The organism is Phaeobacter gallaeciensis DSM 26640, assembly GCF_000511385.1.
Lineage (GTDB): Bacteria > Pseudomonadota > Alphaproteobacteria > Rhodobacterales > Rhodobacteraceae > Phaeobacter > Phaeobacter gallaeciensis.
Window position 1 is genome coordinate 3,612,021 of sequence record NC_023137.1, and the last position, 17,966, is coordinate 3,629,986.

A 17,966-nucleotide genomic window follows, 5' to 3' on the forward strand; every position below is an offset into this window, starting at 1 on the left:
TCCTCCCGTCATAAGATGGTCCCTTATGGGTAGGAAAAAAAATCCGCTCTGTCACCCCTTTTGATGGGGCGCGGCCAATTGGGCAGGTTAAAGCAGCCGTTTCAGCAACGCATCGCGGTCAAGCATGAACCCAGATTTAATCCAGTCCTTCTGCAAGGATTTGAGCGCTGCACCCAGCGCTGCTCCTTGCAGGTCTGGCATCAAATCCTTGGCAGAAAGCGGGAACACAGCTCCGGCTCCTTTGGTAATTTCAGCCTCTAAATCAGGTGTAATCGGCATTTCTAATAAGGCAGAGCGCAACAGCATCACATTGCGCGCGGTGTTCGCGCCGTGATGATAAGCCAGTTCCGCCGGTCCATCCGTGCCTTCCGCAGCTGCGCGCAGCAGGCGCACATCCGCAGCTTGGGCTTTACTCAGGCGCAACGCCTCCCATGGCGCATCCCCGCCCAGCGCGGCCAGGCGGCAAAGCGGTTCGGCAAGCCTCCCCCCCTCAAGATGAACGAGCGGCCCCAGGGCGCGATCATCGCTTCCCGGAAGAATCAGAGATAGCAGCCCAACCTGCCGCATCACGGCAATCGCCGGCGCCGGATCTGGCGCCGCAAGCAGCTTCAGCACTTCACTGCCAACCCGTTCACGCGAGAGGCTGCCAATCCCATCCAGGTTTTCGGCGATGGCCGACAGGGCGTCCGGGTCAAATCCTGCATCTGGGTTGCCATACCAGGAATGAAACCTGAAATAGCGCAGCGAGCGTAGGTAGTCCTCACGGATCCGCTGCGCCGAACTGCCGATGAACCGGACGAGTCTTGCGCGCAGATCCGGCAGACCATTCAGCGGATCCACCAGCCCGCCATCGGGACGGGCATAAAGCGCATTCATGGTGAAATCGCGCCGCGCAGCGTCCTCCTCAATCCGGTCGGAAAATGCCACGACGGCGCGTCGGCCATCGGTAACCACATCACGGCGAAACGTGGTGATCTCATAAGGTGTCCCGCGATAGACCAATGTCACCGTACCGTGGTCAATGCCTGTGGGTATAGCCTTGATCCCGGCCTCTTCAGCAAGGGCCATGACACGCTGTGGTGGCACATTGGTTGAGAGATCAAGATCCGAAACCGGCACCCCCAATAGCGCGTTGCGCACACAACCGCCAACAAAATAGACCTCTGCCCCGCCCTTTGTCAGGACGTCGCAGACGTGCTGCACAGCTGGATCCTCCAGCCATTTGGCCTGTATATGGGTCATCCCTGCATCCGTTCGGCAAGACCATGCAACATGCGGGCGGTGGCACCCCAAATGTAATAGGGACCGTAGGGCACCGCAAAGTAATGCCGCCGTATCCCACGCCAGCGCCGGGACTGAATCTGATAGTTCGACGGGTCGCAAAGATGGGAGAGCGGCACGCTGAAGACTTCGGCCACTTCGCCCGCTTCAGCCACGATATCAAATGGTTGGTCAATCAGCGCGACAACCGGCGTCACCGTAAACCCGGTGACGGTTTCATGTATCGGCAGCTCTCCGACGATCTGCGGCAAGTGGCGCGGCAAACCGATTTCCTCCCAGGCTTCCCTGAGGGCGGCATCGGTAACGCCCGCATCTGCTGCGTCCTGCTTTCCGCCGGCGAAGGCGATCTGACCCGGATGGTGCTTCAATGCGGACGAGCGTTTGGTCAGAATAACACGCGGCGCGCCCGCTGCGGTGCTGATCGCCACGAGAACACCCGCCGGCCGCAGTTTACGGTCAGCGGGTAGAACCACATCGGGGTTCAGGTCAAAATCTGAGGACCCTCCCCCCTTTGTGCCCAGCGCGGCGGTCAACTGTGTCCGAAGATCAGACACTCTTACCCTGTTCGCTGTCGCCTGCATCTGCCTCAAAACCCAGCGTCGCCGGATCAAGGTCGTAATGTGCACCACAGAACTGGCAATCGGCTGTCACGCGCCCCTCGTCAGTTGTCATCGTTGCAATGTCCTTGGCCGAATAGATCGACAGGCTTTCGCGGACGCGATCGGTAGAACATGTGCAGCCAAACTTGACCGCCTGCGCATCAAAGACCCGCGGTTGTTCCTCGTGAAACAATCGCAAAAGCAGATCTGTCGGCGTCACGGACGGGCCAATCAGCTCCATATCTTCTACGGTTGCCAGCAGGTGCATCACACGGTTCCAGTTCTCACCCTCTTCACCGCTGACCAGATCCTCTGCGGCAAGCGTCGCACCAGTGCCTTCGCCATCCGCAACGAACGGAGAGGCCTTTGGCATCTGCTGCAGCATGATACCCCCAGCGCGCCAGTGTTCCGGAACCCCAGGCTCAGCCGAGCGACCAAAGCTAAGCGAGAAGCGTGTCGGCAGCTGCTCGGACTGCGCAAAATAAGCCTCAGCACAGGACGCCAAAGACCCACCAGCAAGCGGTGTGATCCCTTGGTAGGGCTTCATACCCTCTCCCTGATCGACGAGAATGGCGAAATACCCCTCGCCAACCTGATCAAATGGCGCACCGCTGGTCAGCCGTGAATCATCATAGCTGGCATAGGCACGAATACGCGCTGGCTCGCCCTCGGCTGCGGGCGCGTAGTAATCGGTGGCAATCATGCGCACGGCCCCTTTGGACTGGACCTGCAAGGACAGTTTCCACTGCAATTTCATGGTCTGGCCAATCAACGCCGTCAGCAATGCCATTTCAGCAACCAAGGCTTCAACAACGGGCGGGTAATTGTGCTGCTTCAGAATGCCATCCAGCACACCATCCAACCGCGCGACGCGGCCGCGCATGTCCGATACATCAAGCTGGAAGGGCAGGACAGTATCGTCCCACGCGATTTTCGATACAAGTGTCATGGGGTTTCCTTACGCGCCGTGGATTGGCATATCGGGCCTATATAGGGTTTACATCATCAGAGTGAAGAGGTCAGCGCCGTGATCAGACGTTTTGGCGATACACCGGAAAAATCGCAAAGCTATCGGCGGCGGCCAGGGGTCTATGCGCTCTTGCCACGCAATGGCGAACTGCTGCTGACCTGTCAACGTGAGCCCGGCCAAGATATTCAGCTGCCCGGAGGGGGTATTGATCCGGGAGAGTCGCCCATTCCAGCGTTGCACCGTGAGGTGATGGAAGAAACAGGCTGGACCATCTCCCAGCCACGCAAGCTGGGCGCGTTTCGCCGATTTGCCTATATGCCAGAGTATGATCTCTGGGCAGAGAAACTCTGTCATATCTATATCGCGCGTCCGGCGCGTCGGATCTGCGCACCTACCGAGCCCTTGCATGATGCGATGTGGATGCGCGCGGACGTCGCATGCGAAATCCTCGGGAATGCTGGTGATCGGTATTTCGCCAGCATCATAGCGCGATGGATGGGGCAGACCTAACCTGTCAGGCAACGCGCAAAAACGAGCGCCTGTGGTGCGCGGTTTGACGTTTTAAGGACCTTCATACTCAAACAAGGTCGCGGAGACATCATCCTCCAGCCCGTATTGCGAGGACATCACCTGTGTCAGGTTCCAATAGAGATCATCCAGGAATTCCTGGCCTGTCTGCTCCGCGTTGCACTTTCCAATAAGCTCAACCAGACCTTCCGCCTCAAGCATCTCGCCATTTTCCAGACGGGCCTCGGTAAAGCCATCGGAATACAGCAGCAGGCGGTCGCCCTTCTCCATCACCACATCTTCCTGTGAATAGGTGATATCCGGTACCAGACCAACAGGAACGCCACCTTTGCCGATAAACTCGGTGCTGCCATCTTTGCGGATCAACAGCGGATGCGGATGACCTGCCTGCACCATCTTCAGCACGCCGCTGCGCAGATCGACGATGCAATAGGCCATGGTGAAATATTCTTCGATCCCGGTGTCCGCGATCAGTCGCGCATTCAACAGGCTGGCGACCTCTTCCGGCTGGCGCAGCGCATAAAAGCGGTTGAACCGCTTCTCCATCCCGACGTTCTGATCAAAATAGGTCGACGACAGATACCCACCGAGCCGCGCTGTCATCATCGCAGACGTAATGCCGTGCCCGGAGACATCGACCGAATAAAAGCCAATCCGATTCACACCGGGTGAGAACATACCAACCAGATCGCCGCCGATGTGGCCGCAAGGTTTCAGCAGCAGGCTCACAGTGGAAGATCCGAAATCTCGGGAAAGTTCTGGGACCAGAGATTCCTGAATTTTCCGGGCCTGAATCAGATCCTTTTCAATCGCGTCATAGACCCGCTGCAGTTCATCCAGCGTATCTGATACGATCCGGTTTTTCTCGGAAAGCTCACGCTGCATCCGCAGAATACGCTCCCCCGCAGAAATCCGGGCGCGCAACTCGTCCGAACTGACTGGCTTGGTCAGGAAATCATCCGCACCCGCATCCAACCCCTGTGCCACCTCGTTCTTTTCACTCTTGGAGGTGAGCAGGATAAAATAGCTGTAGTTGTCTTGAGACTGAGCGCGAAAGGCCCGGCAGAACTCCAGACCGTTCATCCCCGGCATCATCCAGTCGCTAAGAATCAAATCCGGCGGATCGCTCTCGCAAATCTCCATCGCCGCCTCGCCGCTTTCGGCTTCGACAACCTCGAATCCCCATTTTTTCAGCGATGCGACCAAGATTCGCCGTTGCAGACGGCTGTCATCGACCACCAGAACACGGCGGATCGAATTGGTCGTAACCTCTTGGTTTATTTCGATCGAACTGTCTGGCAACACCGAGTGAACCCCACAAAAAACGGCGCAAGATACCTTAAACGCAAGTCACTATCGCGCCCTTCGCTTAACAGGAGGTGAAGTTTGCGAATTATCAGCCTAGCCTCGCGTTAATCGGTGATTTACGAGTTTATAAGTAAAGCAATCGTAAAATGCGATATCAAAACAAGGTTTGCAAAGATGATTGATTGGTCACGCGCGAAAGAACTGCACGAGGAAGTCGGCGCTGAGGACTTCTCCGAAGTTGTTGAAATTTTCCTGGAGGAGGTCGAAGGCGTCATCGAAAAGCTGCGATCCCCCGATCTGGCAACTTTGGAACAGGACCTCCACTTCCTGAAAGGCAGCGCATTGAATCTGGGATTCCGTCAGTTTTCCCGCCTCTGCCAAGAGGGCGAGCGCCGCTCCGCCCAAGGCGAAGCCAAAGACGTAGACACCGGTGCCATCATTGCCAGCTATGAAAATTCCAAAGAAGAGTTTCTGCGCGATATGAGCAGCCAACTCTGAGCCGACACCGGCTCAGATCACAAACTGTGCCAGGGTTTCGTCGCTGGTGATATCGGTATAGGCGAAGCCGGCGGCATCCAGCCGGGCATAGAGATCAGCAAAGTTCTCAGGCTGCTTGGTTTCAATACCAATCAACACCGAGCCAAAGTTGCGCGCGGACTTCTTCATATATTCGAACCGGGCGATATCATCCTCAGGTCCCAGAATGCCCAGAAACTCCTTCAGCGCACCGGGCCGCTGTGGCAGGCGTAGTAGAAAATACTTCTTTAGCCCCATGTAGCGCTGCGCACGCTCCTTCACTTCCGGCAGGCGCTCGAAATCAAAATTTCCCCCAGACGTCAGGCAGACCACGGTTTTGCCGCGGATCCAGGAGCGTACATCACGCAGGGCTTCAATCGCGAGTGCCCCAGCCGGTTCCAGCACCACACCTTCGACGTTCAGCATCTCAAGGATTGTTGTGCAGATGCGATCTTCGGCAATCGACAGCACATCGGGCAATGGGACCTGTTTCAGCACCTCAAACGGCCGTGATCCAACACGACCAACAGCCGCGCCGTCAACAAATGTATCAACGTGATCCAATGCAACGGGATGCCCTGCAGCCAGCGCCGCGCGCAGGCATGCCCCGCCAGCAGGTTCCGCAAACAGGCAATGCACCCGATCTCCGAACCAACGCGCCACACCTGACGACATGCCACCGCCACCAACTGGCAGGATAACATGATCCGGAGCCCCACCCAGCTGGGCCTCAATTTCCACCGCGATGGAGCTTTGCCCCTCAATCACATCATCATCGTCAAACGGCGAGAGGAAATGGCCACCTTCATCCGCACACCACTTCTGCGCCGCAGCCAAAGTGTCATCGAAATAATCGCCAACCAGATGGATCTCGACACTGTCGCCACCAAACATCCGGGTTTTCTGGATTTTCTGCTGCGGCGTGGTCACCGGCATGAAGATCACGCCCCGCTTACCCAGCTCGCGGCACATATAGGCGACGCCCTGCGCGTGATTACCTGCTGACGCGCAAACAAACAGCGATTGCTCCAGCTGCTTGCGCATCGCATTGAAGGCGCCACGAATCTTGTAAGATCGTACCGGGCTCAGGTCTTCACGTTTCAGATAGATATCGGCGCCAAACCGGTCAGACAGCAGCGCGCTGCGTTGCAACGGTGTGGCAGGAAAAATCGCACGCATGGCCTGTTCGGCGGCCTGGGCCCGGGTCTGAAAATCACTCATGTCACTTGAGTGACCCAACCCCGCCCCCAAGACAAGGGGGCAAGGTCAAAGCATACGGAAGAATACCGCCAATCAGATCGGCCGTTTCTCGACGTAGTAGCCGTAAAGCGTGGTGAGAGCGCTGATATTCAAGATCGCAAGCACAACAGAGAAAGCTATCTCAAGAACCATCGCGATAAGCGCAGCATCAGCCACAAGGAACAGGATCAGTTCGGCCACGAGCTGCAGACCAAAAAGACAAACACCGAGGACAAACAACGTACCAAATGCGCCGGTCGTCAGTGCCAATGACTCGCTCACACCAATAGGCTTACCAAGCGCCGCCGCCGGCAGGACCAATGCAAACCTGAACATGAATATCGCAATCAGCGCGCCAGCGGCCAATAACAGGTATAGGCCAACCATCCCGAGACTCTGGATCAAGGCCGGCCCAATAAATGCCAGGACAGAGAAGAACAGCATTCCGATCAGAAACAGCTTGATCAGACCCAAGATATAGTTGCCAGTCTCCGCCTTATGCAAAGCTGGAAGCCAGCCGCGAGGATGCTCTTCCAGCAGAATGTAGCGATGCCAGACCACCGCAGTCCACGCGCCAATTAGTCCAATCACCAGCCATAGTCCAACGATGCGCCAGAGAACTGAAAAGAACATGCCGCTGTCAAACCCTCGCGCCTGAAGTCCGACATCGCCAAGCAGGCCACCAATGGTCAAATAGGCGATCGCCAACGCTATCAGTGTGGGCACAAGAAAGATCCGCATCAGTTGCGGAACATTTCGCTGCACCATTCTTACCGAGTGTAGAAATAGCTTCCAGCCAATCATTTATTCATGCTCCAATACTGCTCAATCGTCGCCCGTGACCATAATGTGCGCGCTCAGGTTCCGATCCGGGGAAAACCTTGCCCTTCTGGCAAAAACCGGGTAGGCCGCAGGCGTTCTGATCAAGAGGAAATCCAATGTCCGCGCCCAAGAAAGTTGTCCTCGCCTACTCCGGCGGTCTTGATACGTCAATCATTCTGAAATGGCTGCAGACCGAATACGGTTGCGAAGTGGTGACTTTCACTGCCGATCTCGGTCAGGGTGAGGAACTGGAGCCCGCACGCCAGAAAGCCGAGCTTTTGGGTATCAAGCCGGAAAACATCTTTATCGAAGACGTTCGTGAGGAATTCGTGCGGGATTTCGTCTTTCCGATGTTCCGCGCAAATGCTGTCTATGAAGGCCTCTATCTGCTGGGCACCTCCATCGCCCGTCCGCTGATCTCCAAACGCCTTGTTGAGATCGCGGAACAGACCGGCGCCGATGCTGTCGCCCATGGCGCCACCGGCAAAGGCAACGACCAGGTCCGTTTTGAACTGGCGGCCTATGCGCTGAACCCCGACATCAAGGTGATTGCCCCATGGCGTGAGTGGGATCTGACGTCGCGGACCCGCTTGCTGGAATTCGCAGAAGCCCACCAGATCCCGGTGGCCAAGGACAAGCGTGGCGAGGCGCCTTTCTCGGTGGATGCAAACCTCTTGCACACGTCCTCCGAAGGCAAAGTGCTGGAAGATCCCGCCGTGGCCGCGCCTGACTACGTCTACCAGCGTACTGTCCATCCTGAAGACGCGCCCAATGAAGCTGAATTCATCGAGATCGGTTTTGAAAAAGGTGACGCGATCAGTATCAACGGCAAAGCAATGTCGCCCGCGACCATCCTGACCAAGCTCAATGAATATGGTGGCAAACACGGCATCGGCCGTCTCGACCTTGTCGAGGGGCGTTTTGTCGGCATGAAATCCCGCGGCATCTACGAAACGCCCGGCGGCACCATCCTGCTTGAGGCCCATCGCGGCATTGAGTCCATCACCATGGACCGCGGCGCGATGCACCTCAAAGACCAGCTGATGCCGCAATATGCTGAACTGATCTACAACGGTTTCTGGTACTCGCCCGAGCGTGAAATGTTGCAGGCCGCCATTGATCGCAGCCAGGAGCATGTGACCGGCACCGTCCGCGTGAAACTCTACAAAGGCTCCGCAACCACCGTGGGTCGCTGGTCTGATCACTCGCTCTACTCGGAGGCCCATGTGACCTTTGAAGATGACGCAGGCGCCTACGATCAGAAAGACGCTGCCGGCTTCATCCAGCTGAACGCGCTGCGACTGAAGCTCATTGCCGCCCGCGAGCGCCGGTTGAAAAAATGAGCGACCGCGTCGATATCACAGACGATATAGACGACGATCTGACCGAAGAGATGGAGATGTTCGTCGAAGCGCAGGACACCGTCTGGAACGATGTCCTCGCCGAACTCTCTGCGGGAAATAAGACGAGCCACTGGATGTGGTTCGTCTTTCCGCAACTGGCCGACCTTGGTCAGTCCCATATGGCCCAGCTTTACGGGATCGAGGACCTGACAGAGGCAGCCGCCTACCTTGCCCATCCCGTTCTGCGCACACGGTTGATCGAAGCCAGCGAACTGCTGCTAAGCCACACGGACCGCAGCGCGCAGGATATCCTGGGCGAAACCGATGCCAAGAAACTGCGCTCCTCCATGACGCTTTTCACCGCTGTGCCCGACGCCCCACAAGTGTTCGACGCGGTGTTGAAGACGTTTTTCGATGGCACCCCCTGCCCACTCACCTGTGATGCGCTTCGCTGACAGTTGACGCGACCTCCCCTTTGGTCACCCTTGCCCGCTGACACTCCGGTGCCTAACCCTTGGCACAACGAGAGACACCGAGGGGGACATCATGGCACTACAACCACTGGCAGAAGGCATCCGCGCTGGTCTGACCGGGAAAAGCTTTGACGGATCACTGAAATTCGACTGTGGCGATGACGGTGTCATCGTCCTTGCGGATGGCGATGCTTCAATGGAAAATCGCGATACTGACTGCACCATTCGTATCAGCACCGAAAATCTAAAAAAGCTGCTGACCGGGAAATTGAACCCGATGACCGGCGTGATGATGGGTAAGCTGAAAATTTCAGGTGACATGGGCGTGGCAATGAAGCTGGGCAAACTGATCAGCTAAGCGAAACGCACTCGATAGCTGTCACCTTTCCGAAAATACTCCGGGGGTGAAGCGCCAGAGGCGCGAGGGGGCAGCGCCCCCTACGCGATCAGATTTTCTGCGCTTTCAACCGGTCATAATAGGGCATAGCGGCGTCCAAAACCGGCTGCAAATTTGCAGGCACGTCAGGCAACGGCCCCTCGGGTCCTGCAAATTTGGTCGACTGCCAGACAGACCCATACCAATGCGCAGCCCAGATCCCGTCGTCCTTATGTCCGCCCATTGGCCATGACAGCATCTTGGGGGAAAACGGGACACCCAGGCTCTCGCAGAGCCGCTCCAATACCGCTGCGGGATCGCTGCGGATATCATCGCTCTCCACCACCACGGGCGACTGACCCCAGCGTGTCACCAGATCAAACAACTCCGCCTGCTGGCGAAATCCGATATCATCCAGCGTCGGGTTCTCCCGTTTTTCAGCATATGAGGCAATGACTCGCGCCGGATGGCGTATCAGAAACACATTTGTGACCTCCCGCATCCAGTCGCGCGGCACCCCGTCTATCATATGCTGGGTCATATGTTTTTGATAGAAAAACGGTTTTGCAGCGGGCACCGGCCCCAGCAGAGATGCCGCAACAACCTCGGCATCCCTCGGCTGGCTCTCCAGGATTTCAGCCCGCATGGGATGTTCCAGGCCGGTCTGCGCCAGATAGGCAGCATAGAACGGCTCATCCACCACAGCGCAATCGCCACGGTTGCCAAAGGCATACATCATTGCGGTCGACAGGTTGCGTGGCCCAGACCACATGGCAATCCGCATCAGGCACACTCCTGCGCGATCAGATCCTTGTACAGCGCGCGGATACGCTTGGTCACCGGCCCCATCTCGCCATCACCAATCCGCCGCCCATCGATATCACCCACCGGTGTTTGTGCCCCAAAGGTGCCGGTCAGAAACGCCTCATCCGCACCATAGGTATCCACAAGGGAGTAGTTACGCTCAAACACCGGAATGTCATTGGCGCGGCACAGATCGATGACCTTCTGCCGGGTGATCCCGTTCATGCAATAATCCCCGGTGGAGGTCCAAACTGCCCCCTTGCGCACGATAAAGAAATTGCAGGCATTGGTCGTATTCACAAACCCGTTCACGTCCAGCATCAGCCCCTCATCGGCGCCCGCTTTCTCTGCCGCGATACAGGCCAGAATGCAGTTCAGCTTGGAATGTGAATTCAGCTTCGGATCCTGTGTCATCGGCAGCCCGCGCAGATGCGGCACTGTCGCCAGCCGGATCGGGCGCGGCAGGTTCGGGCGCGAATGCTCCATGATAATGGTGAACGTTGGTCCCTGCTGCGACAGCGATGGGTGCTGGAACGGGCGGGACTTTACCCCCCGCGTCACCATCAGACGCGCATGGGCATCGCTGGTCATATCATTGGCGTTTTGCGTGTCTAACACGGCTTGTTTGACCTGATCCCGGTCCATCCCGATGTCCAGATCGATAGTCTTCGCAGCCTCGAACAGCCGGTCGAGGTGTTCATCAATAAACGCCCAGGTCCCGTTATAGAGCCGCAGCCCCTCCCAGACACCATCCCCCAGCATGAAACCACTGTCATAGACGCTGACCTTGGCCTCGGCTTTGGGAACAATCTCACCGTTCAGATAGATCAGGATTTCTTCGTTGCGCTGATCTTCCTGCGCTTGATGCGTGCTCATTTTTTCGGTCATCTGCTCCTCCTGCGAGGCGCACGCTAGAAGGATTGGATCCTATTTCCAAGCGGTAACTTCCCGTCACCAAGCCGTGACAAACCATGTCATGTGATTGAGCCTGAACAACCCTCGGGCCAATGTAGCGCAACGATGGAGGCGATGATGCGTTCGACAAACACCGCAAGACCAATTGTCCTGACCCTGTTCATGCTGCTGGCCGTAGCGCTGAAGGGGCATCAAGCTCATGCCCAGAATGTTGAGACACTAACCGTCGCCGGCGGCTGTTTCTGGTGTGTTGAGAGTGATTTTGAAAGCGTGACCGGCGTGCTCTCGGCAGTATCCGGCTATACCGGCGGCAGCACCAAATCACCGACCTACAAACAGGTCACCGCAGGCGGCACCGGTCACTATGAAGCGGTCCAGATCCGGTTTGACCCGACCAAGGTGACACGCAAGCAGCTGTTGTCGATGTTCCTGCGCTCCGTTGATCCCACTGACGCGGGTGGTCAGTTCTGTGATCGCGGCGACAGTTATAGAACGGCTATTTTTACTGCCGACGCAGACCAGAGATCTATTGCCAAGACTGCGAAGGCCGAGGCGCAGTCCGCACTTGGCCAGACTATCGTAACGCCAATCCTGCCAGCAACGGCCTTCTACCCGGCCGAAGCCTACCATCAGGACTACTACAAGGGTCGCAAACTGGTTCTCACGCGCTTTGGCCCCAAACGTCAGTCAGAAGCCTATAAGCGCTATCGCAAAGCCTGCGGGCGGGACGCCCGTGTGTTGCAGCTTTGGGGGGATGCAGCGCCTTTTGCGAAGGGGCATTAACAACGCACTTAAGGCGATTGAAATGAAGAAGGCGCGGATGATACCGCGCCTTTTCCTATGCGGACCCCGTTGGCAGGATCAAAAACTTGTGTCCTGAACCTCTTTCAGATCAGGGATCACATCGGCGGTGCCCTTACGCGTCACCATCAATGCAGCGGCGCGATTGGCCTGCGCCAATGCCTGCGCCATCGGCAGTCCACGATCCAGACCAGACAGCACATAGCCGGTGAAGGTATCACCAGCCCCTGTTGTATCAACCGGGACAACGGAATGCGCCGCGACATCATGGGTAGTCCCTGCCATGGTGTCGTAGTGGCGCGCGCCCTTGGCGCCCAGCGTCACAATCACATCCGCAACGCCCAGCGCCTCGGGTGTCTTGCCTGTCGCCTCACGCAGCTGTTCGGCCTCAACCTCATTCAGGAACAGATAGTCGAGATAGGGCAGAACCGCCTGAACGGCTCCTGCGTCAAACGGGGCCGCTGCATAAGCCACCTTCAACCCCAGATCACGCCCCATTTGGGCTGCCTCAGCCTGCATATTGGTTTCGTTTTGCATCACAAGGATATCGCCCGCACTGGCGGTAGACAGCGCTGCACCAATCTGATCGTCGCTGATCTCACGGTTTGCTCCGGGGAACAGGATGATCTGGTTCTCACCCGAAGGATCCACGGCGATGATCGCATGACCGGTCGGCACCTCCAGCTGTGCGATATGGCGCGTATCGACCCCATATTCCAAAAGACGTGTGACAGCCCAGGTCCCCTCTGGCCCAACGGCGCCCAAGTGACAGACATGGCTGCCAGCACGCGCAGCCGCAACCGACATATTGGCCCCCTTGCCGCCCAGAAACTGCTCCAGCCCCGTCGCCGCGAGGGTTTCCCCCGCGGTCGGCATATGAGGCAGCGCATAAATCATGTCGGCATTGATTGAGCCGAGATTCCAGATCGCCATGAGATCACCCGATATTACAGGCAGCCAGAACCGCCATGTTCAGAACGTCATTTGCCGTCGAGGTGGTCGAGCAGATCTGGATCGGCTTATCGACACCAGACAGGATCGGACCAACAACAGTTGCCCCACCCATTTCCTGCATCAGCTTGACCGAAATCGACGCGGAGTGGCGCGCGGGTACGATCAGGATATTGGCAGGACCGGTCAGGCGCTGGAAGGGATACGCCTCCTGCGCCTTGGCGTTCAGCGCAACATCCACGGTCATTTCGCCTTCATACTCGAAATCGACACCGCGCTGGTCCAGCACCGTGGGGGCGATATGCATCTTCTCCGCGCGCTCCGACACCGGATAGCCAAAGGTCGAGAAGCTGACAAACGCCACCCGCGGCTCAAGCCCCATGTGCCGGGCCACGCCTGCGGCATGTTCGGCGATATTGGCGAGGTCATTCTCATCCGGCCATTCGTGCACCAGCGTATCGCCTATCAGCACAATACGCCCCTTGTGCAGAAGCGCGGTCACCCCGGCCGAACCGTTCTTTGCATCGGCATCAAACACATGGTTGATCTGATCAAGCACATGCGCAGATTTCCGGGTGGCTCCGGTGACAAGACCGTCGCCATGACCATGCGCCAACATCAGCGCCGAGAACACATGACGGTCACGCCCAACCAGACGGTGAACATCCTTGCGATCAAAGCCTTTGCGGTTCAGCCGCTCATAGAGGAAATCCTTGTAGGTCTCGAAATGCTGGGTATTGGCCGCGTTGATAATCTCCAGCTCGCGCACCGCATCGCCCAGGCCCGCTGTTTCCAGCTTGCTGCGGACATCGTCCGGACGACCAACAACCAGCGCCTTGCCGAAGCCAGATCGCTGATACATCACCGCCGCCCGTAGAACGCGAGGGTCATCGCCCTCGGCAAAGATCATGCGCGACTGTGCGGCACGGGCACGGGCGTTCAGACCACGCAGGATCGACTGGGTCGGATCCATCCGGCCACGCAGCCCGTGTTCATAGGCATCCATGTCGATGATCGGACGGCGCGCAACACCTGTGTCCATCCCCACCTTTGCCACTGCCGGCGGGATCCGATGGATCAGACGCGGGTCAAACGGTGTCGGGATGATGTAATCCCGGCCAAAGGACAGCGATTTGCCGTAAGCCAGCGCCACCTCATCCGGCACATCTTCGCGTGCGAGCCGGGCAAGCGCATGGGCACAGGCGATTTTCATCTCGTCATTGATGGCCCGGGCGTGAATATCCAGCGCGCCACGGAACAGATACGGGAAGCCCAGAACATTATTGACCTGATTGGGGTAATCCGACCGACCGGTGGCCACAATCGCATCCACACGCACCTCGTGGGCCTCTTCCGGGGTGATCTCCGGATCCGGGTTTGCCATTGCAAAGATCACCGGATTGTCCGCCATGGATTTCACCATGTCCTGCGTCACTGCACCTTTGACCGATACGCCAAGGAACACATCCGCGTCCTTCATCGCCTCTTCCAGCGTGCGCAGATCCGTCTTGATCGCATGGGCAGATTTCCACTGGTTCATACCCTCGGTACGCCCCTGATAGATCACGCCCTTGGTGTCGCAGACGATGCAGTTATCATGCCGCGCGCCCATGGCTTTCAGCAGTTCAATACAGGCGATACCGGCAGCACCCGCACCATTCAGGACAATCTTTACATCCTCAATCTTCTTGCCGGAGATATGCAGCGCGTTGATCAACCCCGCGGCACAGATAACCGCCGTTCCGTGCTGATCATCGTGGAAGACAGGAATATCCATCTCTTCCTTCAGGCGCTGCTCAATGATGAAGCACTCCGGCGCCTTGATGTCCTCAAGATTGATCCCGCCAAACGTCGGCCCCATCAGGCGCACCGCCTTGATGAACTCATCCGGGTCTTCGGTATCCAGCTCAATATCGATCGAATTCACATCGGCAAACCGTTTGAACAGGACAGATTTGCCCTCCATCACCGGTTTGGAGCCCAGCGCCCCGAGATTTCCCAGACCCAGCACCGCAGTACCGTTGGAAATCACCGCAACCAGATTGCCCTTGTTCGTATAATCATAGGCGGTTTCGGGGTTCTCCGCGATCGCCTCGCAGGGCACCGCAACACCGGGGGAATAGGCCAGCGATAGATCCCGCTGCGTGGTCATCGGGACCGTTGCGTTGATCTCCCATTTACCGGGGGTCGGTTCCAGATGGAAGGCAAGCGCCTCTTCGTTGGTAATCTTCGCTTTGGGCATTGGCTTTGGGTGTCCTCTCACTGTCTCAAGCGTCATAGCCCAGCGCGCGCCTCTTCTCAACGAAGTTGCGTTTTCACCTTTCGTCGCAGTCGCCCGATTTGTAAGGTCGCGCCAAGGAAATCCCCCATTTCATGGAGCCGAACTTTGTCCACAGTCACGCCGATGATGGCCCAATACCTCGACATCAAGGCGCAGTACCCGGATGCCCTCTTGTTCTACCGCATGGGCGATTTCTACGAGATGTTCTTTGAGGACGCGGTGAATGCAGCCGAGGCCCTCGACATCGCGCTGACCAAACGCGGCAAACATGACGGCAATGACATCCCTATGTGTGGTGTCCCGGTCCATGCCGCCGAGGGCTATCTGTTGACCCTGATCCGCAAAGGGTTTCGCGTGGCCGTTGGTGAACAATTGGAAAGCCCAGCAGAGGCCAAGAAACGTGGCTCCAAATCCGTCGTGAAACGGGATGTCGTGCGACTGGTCACCCCCGGCACCATCACCGAAGATTCCCTGCTGGAGGCGCGCCGTCACAATTTCCTCACCGCTTACTGCGAGCTGCGCGACCAGTCCGCCCTCGCCTGGGCAGATATCTCCACCGGCGCGTTCCATGTGATGCCCGTCGCGTCCGTCCGGGTGTCCCCTGAACTGGCCCGGCTGGCGCCATCGGAGTTGATTGTCTCCGATGGCCCCGCACTGGACCAGCTGCGCACCATTGCGGAGGACCACCAGATCCCGGTGACCCCTCTGGCGAAATCCAGCTTCGACAGCACCGCCGCTGAAAAACGCATCTGTGATCTCTTTAAGGTCTCAACACTGGAATCTTACGGCTCTTTCAACCGGGCAGAGATTTCGGCCATGGGCGCAGTCATCGACTATCTCGACATTACACAGAAAGGTAAGCTGCCGCTGCTTCAACCCCCGCAGCAGGAGGCCGAGGACCGGGTTGTGCAGATAGACGCTGCGACCCGTCGCAGTCTGGAGCTCACCCGCTCGCTGACCGGTGGTCGCGGCGGCTCGCTGCTTGCGGTGGTGGATCGCACCGTTACCCCCGCCGGCGGCCGGCTTCTTGAACAACGGCTGTCCAGCCCATCGCGCAACCTTGATGTGATCCGATCCCGGTTGACAGCGCTGGACTTCGTGGTGGAGCAAACGCAACTCGCTCAATCGCTGCGCGCAGCCCTGCGCAAGACACCCGATCTGGACCGGGCCCTGTCCCGGCTTGCCCTGGAGCGCGGCGGCCCACGGGATCTCGCTGCCGTACGCAACACGCTGATCCAGTCTGAGGCCATTTCGGACCTCTGTGACAGGGCAGATATGCCGGCACTTCTACAACAGGCGCTCTCAGGGCTAACCGGATTTGACGATCTGCTGCCCCTGCTTGATGCCGCGCTGATTGCAGAGCCGCCGCTCTTGGCTCGCGACGGCGGGTTTATTGCAGAGGGCTACGACAGCGAGTTGGACGAGGCCCGCACACTCCGTGACGAAGGTCGCTCTGTCATTGCCGCGCTACAAAAGAAATACTCCGATCACACAGGTATCAGCTCACTAAAAATCAAGCACAACAATGTGCTTGGCTACTTCATAGAAACCACCGCGACCCATGCAGAGAAAATGCTCTCTGCCCCCTTGTCGGAGACCTACATTCACCGCCAGACAACAGCCAATCAGGTTCGTTTCACAACGGTGGAGTTGAGCGAGATCGAGACCCGTATTCTGAATGCGGGTAACCTGGCGTTGGAGATCGAAAAGCGGCTCTATACAAGGCTATCAGATGCTATCTTGGCAAATGCAGCCTTGCTAAATACCGCGGCGCGGGGACTGGCAGAACTGGACCTGGTCACGGCCTTGGCCGATCTCGCTCTAGGCGAAAACTGGTCTTGTCCAACGGTAGACAACTCGCGCGAATTCAATATTTCAGGCGGTCGGCACCCTGTTGTGGAACAGGCACTGCGGCAACAGGGTGGCAGCAGCTTTGTTGCCAATGACTGTGATCTAACCGCCGATACAGGGGCCGCCATCTGGCTGCTGACCGGTCCGAACATGGCCGGTAAATCAACCTTTCTGCGCCAGAATGCCCTGATTGCTATCCTTGCCCAAATGGGGAGCTACGTCCCAGCCGACAGCGCTCATATCGGATTGATCAGCCAGTTGTTCAGCCGGGTTGGTGCCTCGGACGATCTGGCACGCGGGCGCTCGACCTTTATGGTTGAGATGGTTGAAACCGCTGCCATCCTCAATCAGGCAGATGAGCGCGCACTGGTCATACTCGACGAAATCGGGCGCGGTACTGCGACCTATGACGGGCTGTCGATCGCCTGGGCCACACTGGAACATCTGCATGAGGTCAATCGCGCCCGCGCGCTTTTTGCGACCCATTACCACGAACTCACCCAGCTCGCCGGCAAGCTGCCCGGCGTCGATAATGCCACCGTTTCCGTCAAGGAATGGGAAGGTGAGGTTATCTTTCTGCACGAGGTCAAGAAAGGCGCCGCAGATCGGTCCTACGGGGTGCAGGTCGCGCAGCTTGCCGGCCTGCCCGGATCGGTTGTTGCACGGGCTCGGGACGTTCTGGACATGCTGGAAGAGGGCAGTCGCAGTGGCGCCGGCAAGATCCACATCGACGATCTCCCCCTCTTCGCCGCAGCCCCACCGCCGCAAGCAGCAGCACCGGTCGGCCCCTCACCAGTTGAAATGCTTCTGGGCGACATCCACCCTGATGATCTGTCACCACGGGAAGCACTGGAAGCGCTTTATCGCCTGAAAGAAGCCGCGAGCTGATACAGAAAAACGGCCCCTAG

General features: G+C 57.8%; 17 protein-coding genes. 7 read left to right on the forward strand and 10 right to left on the reverse strand.

Going from position 1 to position 17,966, the window contains the following annotated elements; all coding sequences use genetic code 11:
• Positions 1-87: 87 nt before the first annotated feature.
• From GAL_RS17370 to hslO, 3 genes are read right to left on the reverse strand one after another with little or no spacing between them, the layout of a single operon-like run.
• Positions 88-1,242 carry a CCA tRNA nucleotidyltransferase gene (locus GAL_RS17370; RefSeq protein WP_024098862.1) on the reverse strand — a complete coding sequence of 385 codons (1,155 nt, stop codon included), beginning with the start codon at positions 1,240-1,242 and terminating at the stop codon, positions 88-90.
• On the reverse strand, positions 1,239-1,835 hold the full coding sequence (locus tag GAL_RS17375) for a CoA pyrophosphatase (protein WP_040104306.1): 597 nt from the start codon (positions 1,833-1,835) through the stop codon (positions 1,239-1,241). The genes GAL_RS17370 and GAL_RS17375 overlap by 4 nt, the downstream gene beginning before the upstream one ends.
• Entirely contained in the window at positions 1,828-2,829 is a 1,002-nt protein-coding gene (gene hslO / locus GAL_RS17380) for an Hsp33 family molecular chaperone HslO (protein WP_024098864.1), read from the reverse strand. Before hslO ends, GAL_RS17375 begins: the two co-directional genes overlap by 8 nt.
• Before the next feature lie 78 nt (positions 2,830-2,907).
• Between hslO and GAL_RS17385 the strand changes: the two genes are divergently transcribed.
• The gene (locus GAL_RS17385; protein WP_024098865.1) at positions 2,908-3,360 is read left to right on the forward strand and encodes an NUDIX hydrolase; all 453 of its coding nucleotides are present in this window, start codon (positions 2,908-2,910) and stop codon (positions 3,358-3,360) included.
• 51 nt (positions 3,361-3,411) lie between these two features.
• Here the strand turns inward: GAL_RS17385 and GAL_RS17390 are convergent, their stop codons facing one another.
• On the reverse strand, positions 3,412-4,683 hold the full coding sequence (locus tag GAL_RS17390) for a PP2C family protein-serine/threonine phosphatase (protein WP_024098866.1): 1,272 nt from the start codon (positions 4,681-4,683) through the stop codon (positions 3,412-3,414).
• Between the two features lie 177 nt (positions 4,684-4,860).
• On the opposite strand from GAL_RS17390, the gene GAL_RS17395 reads away from it, so the two are divergent.
• Positions 4,861-5,184 (forward strand): Hpt domain-containing protein, encoded by a 324-nt coding sequence (locus GAL_RS17395; protein WP_014876374.1) that lies wholly within the window; start codon positions 4,861-4,863, stop codon positions 5,182-5,184.
• Positions 5,185-5,196: 12 nt separating this feature from the next.
• Here GAL_RS17395 and ilvA read toward each other — a convergent pair whose 3' ends face one another.
• Positions 5,197-6,423: a threonine ammonia-lyase IlvA gene (gene ilvA, locus GAL_RS17400; protein ID WP_040104305.1), complete on the reverse strand. Its 1,227-nt coding sequence runs from the start codon at positions 6,421-6,423 to the stop codon at positions 5,197-5,199.
• Positions 6,424-6,495: 72 nt separating this feature from the next.
• On the reverse strand, positions 6,496-7,245 hold the full coding sequence (locus GAL_RS17405) for a hypothetical protein (RefSeq protein ID WP_024098868.1): 750 nt from the start codon (positions 7,243-7,245) through the stop codon (positions 6,496-6,498).
• Positions 7,246-7,379: 134 nt separating this feature from the next.
• Here GAL_RS17405 and GAL_RS17410 point away from each other — a divergent pair, with 134 nt between their 5' ends.
• From GAL_RS17410 to GAL_RS17420, 3 genes are all read left to right on the forward strand, one after another.
• Positions 7,380-8,606 carry an argininosuccinate synthase gene (locus tag GAL_RS17410; RefSeq protein ID WP_024098869.1) on the forward strand — a complete coding sequence of 409 codons (1,227 nt, stop codon included), beginning with the start codon at positions 7,380-7,382 and terminating at the stop codon, positions 8,604-8,606.
• Entirely contained in the window at positions 8,603-9,061 is a 459-nt protein-coding gene (locus tag GAL_RS17415; RefSeq protein ID WP_024098870.1) for a DUF1810 domain-containing protein, read from the forward strand. The genes GAL_RS17410 and GAL_RS17415 overlap by 4 nt, the downstream gene beginning before the upstream one ends.
• 91 nt (positions 9,062-9,152) lie before the next feature.
• Positions 9,153-9,437: an SCP2 sterol-binding domain-containing protein gene (locus GAL_RS17420; RefSeq protein WP_024098871.1), complete on the forward strand. Its 285-nt coding sequence runs from the start codon at positions 9,153-9,155 to the stop codon at positions 9,435-9,437.
• A gap of 88 nt (positions 9,438-9,525) precedes the next feature.
• On the opposite strand, the gene GAL_RS17425 is transcribed toward GAL_RS17420, so the two are convergent.
• Together GAL_RS17425 and GAL_RS17430 are read right to left on the reverse strand one after the other, a co-directional pair.
• On the reverse strand, positions 9,526-10,239 hold the full coding sequence (locus GAL_RS17425; RefSeq protein ID WP_024098872.1) for a sulfotransferase-like domain-containing protein: 714 nt from the start codon (positions 10,237-10,239) through the stop codon (positions 9,526-9,528).
• Entirely contained in the window at positions 10,239-11,147 is a 909-nt protein-coding gene (locus GAL_RS17430; RefSeq protein WP_024098873.1) for a D-amino acid aminotransferase, read from the reverse strand. The genes GAL_RS17425 and GAL_RS17430 overlap by 1 nt, the downstream gene beginning before the upstream one ends.
• A gap of 144 nt (positions 11,148-11,291) precedes the next feature.
• Between GAL_RS17430 and msrA the strand changes: the two genes are divergently transcribed.
• A complete protein-coding gene (msrA, locus tag GAL_RS17435; protein ID WP_024098874.1) occupies positions 11,292-11,957 on the forward strand; it encodes a peptide-methionine (S)-S-oxide reductase MsrA in 666 nt (221 codons plus the stop codon).
• 78 nt (positions 11,958-12,035) lie between these two features.
• Here msrA and GAL_RS17440 read toward each other — a convergent pair whose 3' ends face one another.
• Positions 12,036-12,908, reverse strand: coding sequence for a ribokinase (locus tag GAL_RS17440; protein ID WP_024098875.1), 873 nt, complete (start codon positions 12,906-12,908; stop codon positions 12,036-12,038).
• Positions 12,909-12,912: 4 nt separating this feature from the next.
• Complete coding sequence (locus GAL_RS17445; RefSeq protein WP_024098876.1) at positions 12,913-15,168, reverse strand: NADP-dependent malic enzyme; 2,256 nt, start codon at positions 15,166-15,168, stop codon at positions 12,913-12,915.
• A 162-nt stretch (positions 15,169-15,330) separates the two neighbouring features.
• On the opposite strand from GAL_RS17445, the gene mutS reads away from it, so the two are divergent.
• Positions 15,331-17,946, forward strand: coding sequence for a DNA mismatch repair protein MutS (mutS, locus tag GAL_RS17450; RefSeq protein ID WP_174888036.1), 2,616 nt, complete (start codon positions 15,331-15,333; stop codon positions 17,944-17,946).
• Positions 17,947-17,966 lie beyond the last annotated feature (20 nt).

Bases quoted from the DNA above. Each gene is read 5' to 3' on its own strand.
- GAL_RS17370 (WP_024098862.1), bottom strand. From the start codon at position 1,242: ATGACCCATATACAGGCCAAATGGCTGGAGGATCCAGCTGTGCAGCAC.
- hslO (WP_024098864.1), bottom strand. From the start codon at position 2,829: ATGACACTTGTATCGAAAATCGCGTGGGACGATACTGTCCTGCCCTTC.
- GAL_RS17395 (WP_014876374.1), top strand. From the start codon at position 4,861: ATGATTGATTGGTCACGCGCGAAAGAACTGCACGAGGAAGTCGGCGCT.
- ilvA (WP_040104305.1), bottom strand. From the start codon at position 6,423: ATGAGTGATTTTCAGACCCGGGCCCAGGCCGCCGAACAGGCCATGCGT.
- GAL_RS17405 (WP_024098868.1), bottom strand. From the start codon at position 7,245: ATGATTGGCTGGAAGCTATTTCTACACTCGGTAAGAATGGTGCAGCGA.
- GAL_RS17410 (WP_024098869.1), top strand. From the start codon at position 7,380: ATGTCCGCGCCCAAGAAAGTTGTCCTCGCCTACTCCGGCGGTCTTGAT.
- GAL_RS17415 (WP_024098870.1), top strand. From the start codon at position 8,603: ATGAGCGACCGCGTCGATATCACAGACGATATAGACGACGATCTGACC.
- GAL_RS17420 (WP_024098871.1), top strand. From the start codon at position 9,153: ATGGCACTACAACCACTGGCAGAAGGCATCCGCGCTGGTCTGACCGGG.
- GAL_RS17425 (WP_024098872.1), bottom strand. From the start codon at position 10,239: ATGCGGATTGCCATGTGGTCTGGGCCACGCAACCTGTCGACCGCAATG.
- GAL_RS17430 (WP_024098873.1), bottom strand. From the start codon at position 11,147: ATGACCGAAAAAATGAGCACGCATCAAGCGCAGGAAGATCAGCGCAAC.
- msrA (WP_024098874.1), top strand. From the start codon at position 11,292: ATGCGTTCGACAAACACCGCAAGACCAATTGTCCTGACCCTGTTCATG.
- GAL_RS17440 (WP_024098875.1), bottom strand. From the start codon at position 12,908: ATGGCGATCTGGAATCTCGGCTCAATCAATGCCGACATGATTTATGCG.
- GAL_RS17445 (WP_024098876.1), bottom strand. From the start codon at position 15,168: ATGCCCAAAGCGAAGATTACCAACGAAGAGGCGCTTGCCTTCCATCTG.
- mutS (WP_174888036.1), top strand. From the start codon at position 15,331: ATGATGGCCCAATACCTCGACATCAAGGCGCAGTACCCGGATGCCCTC.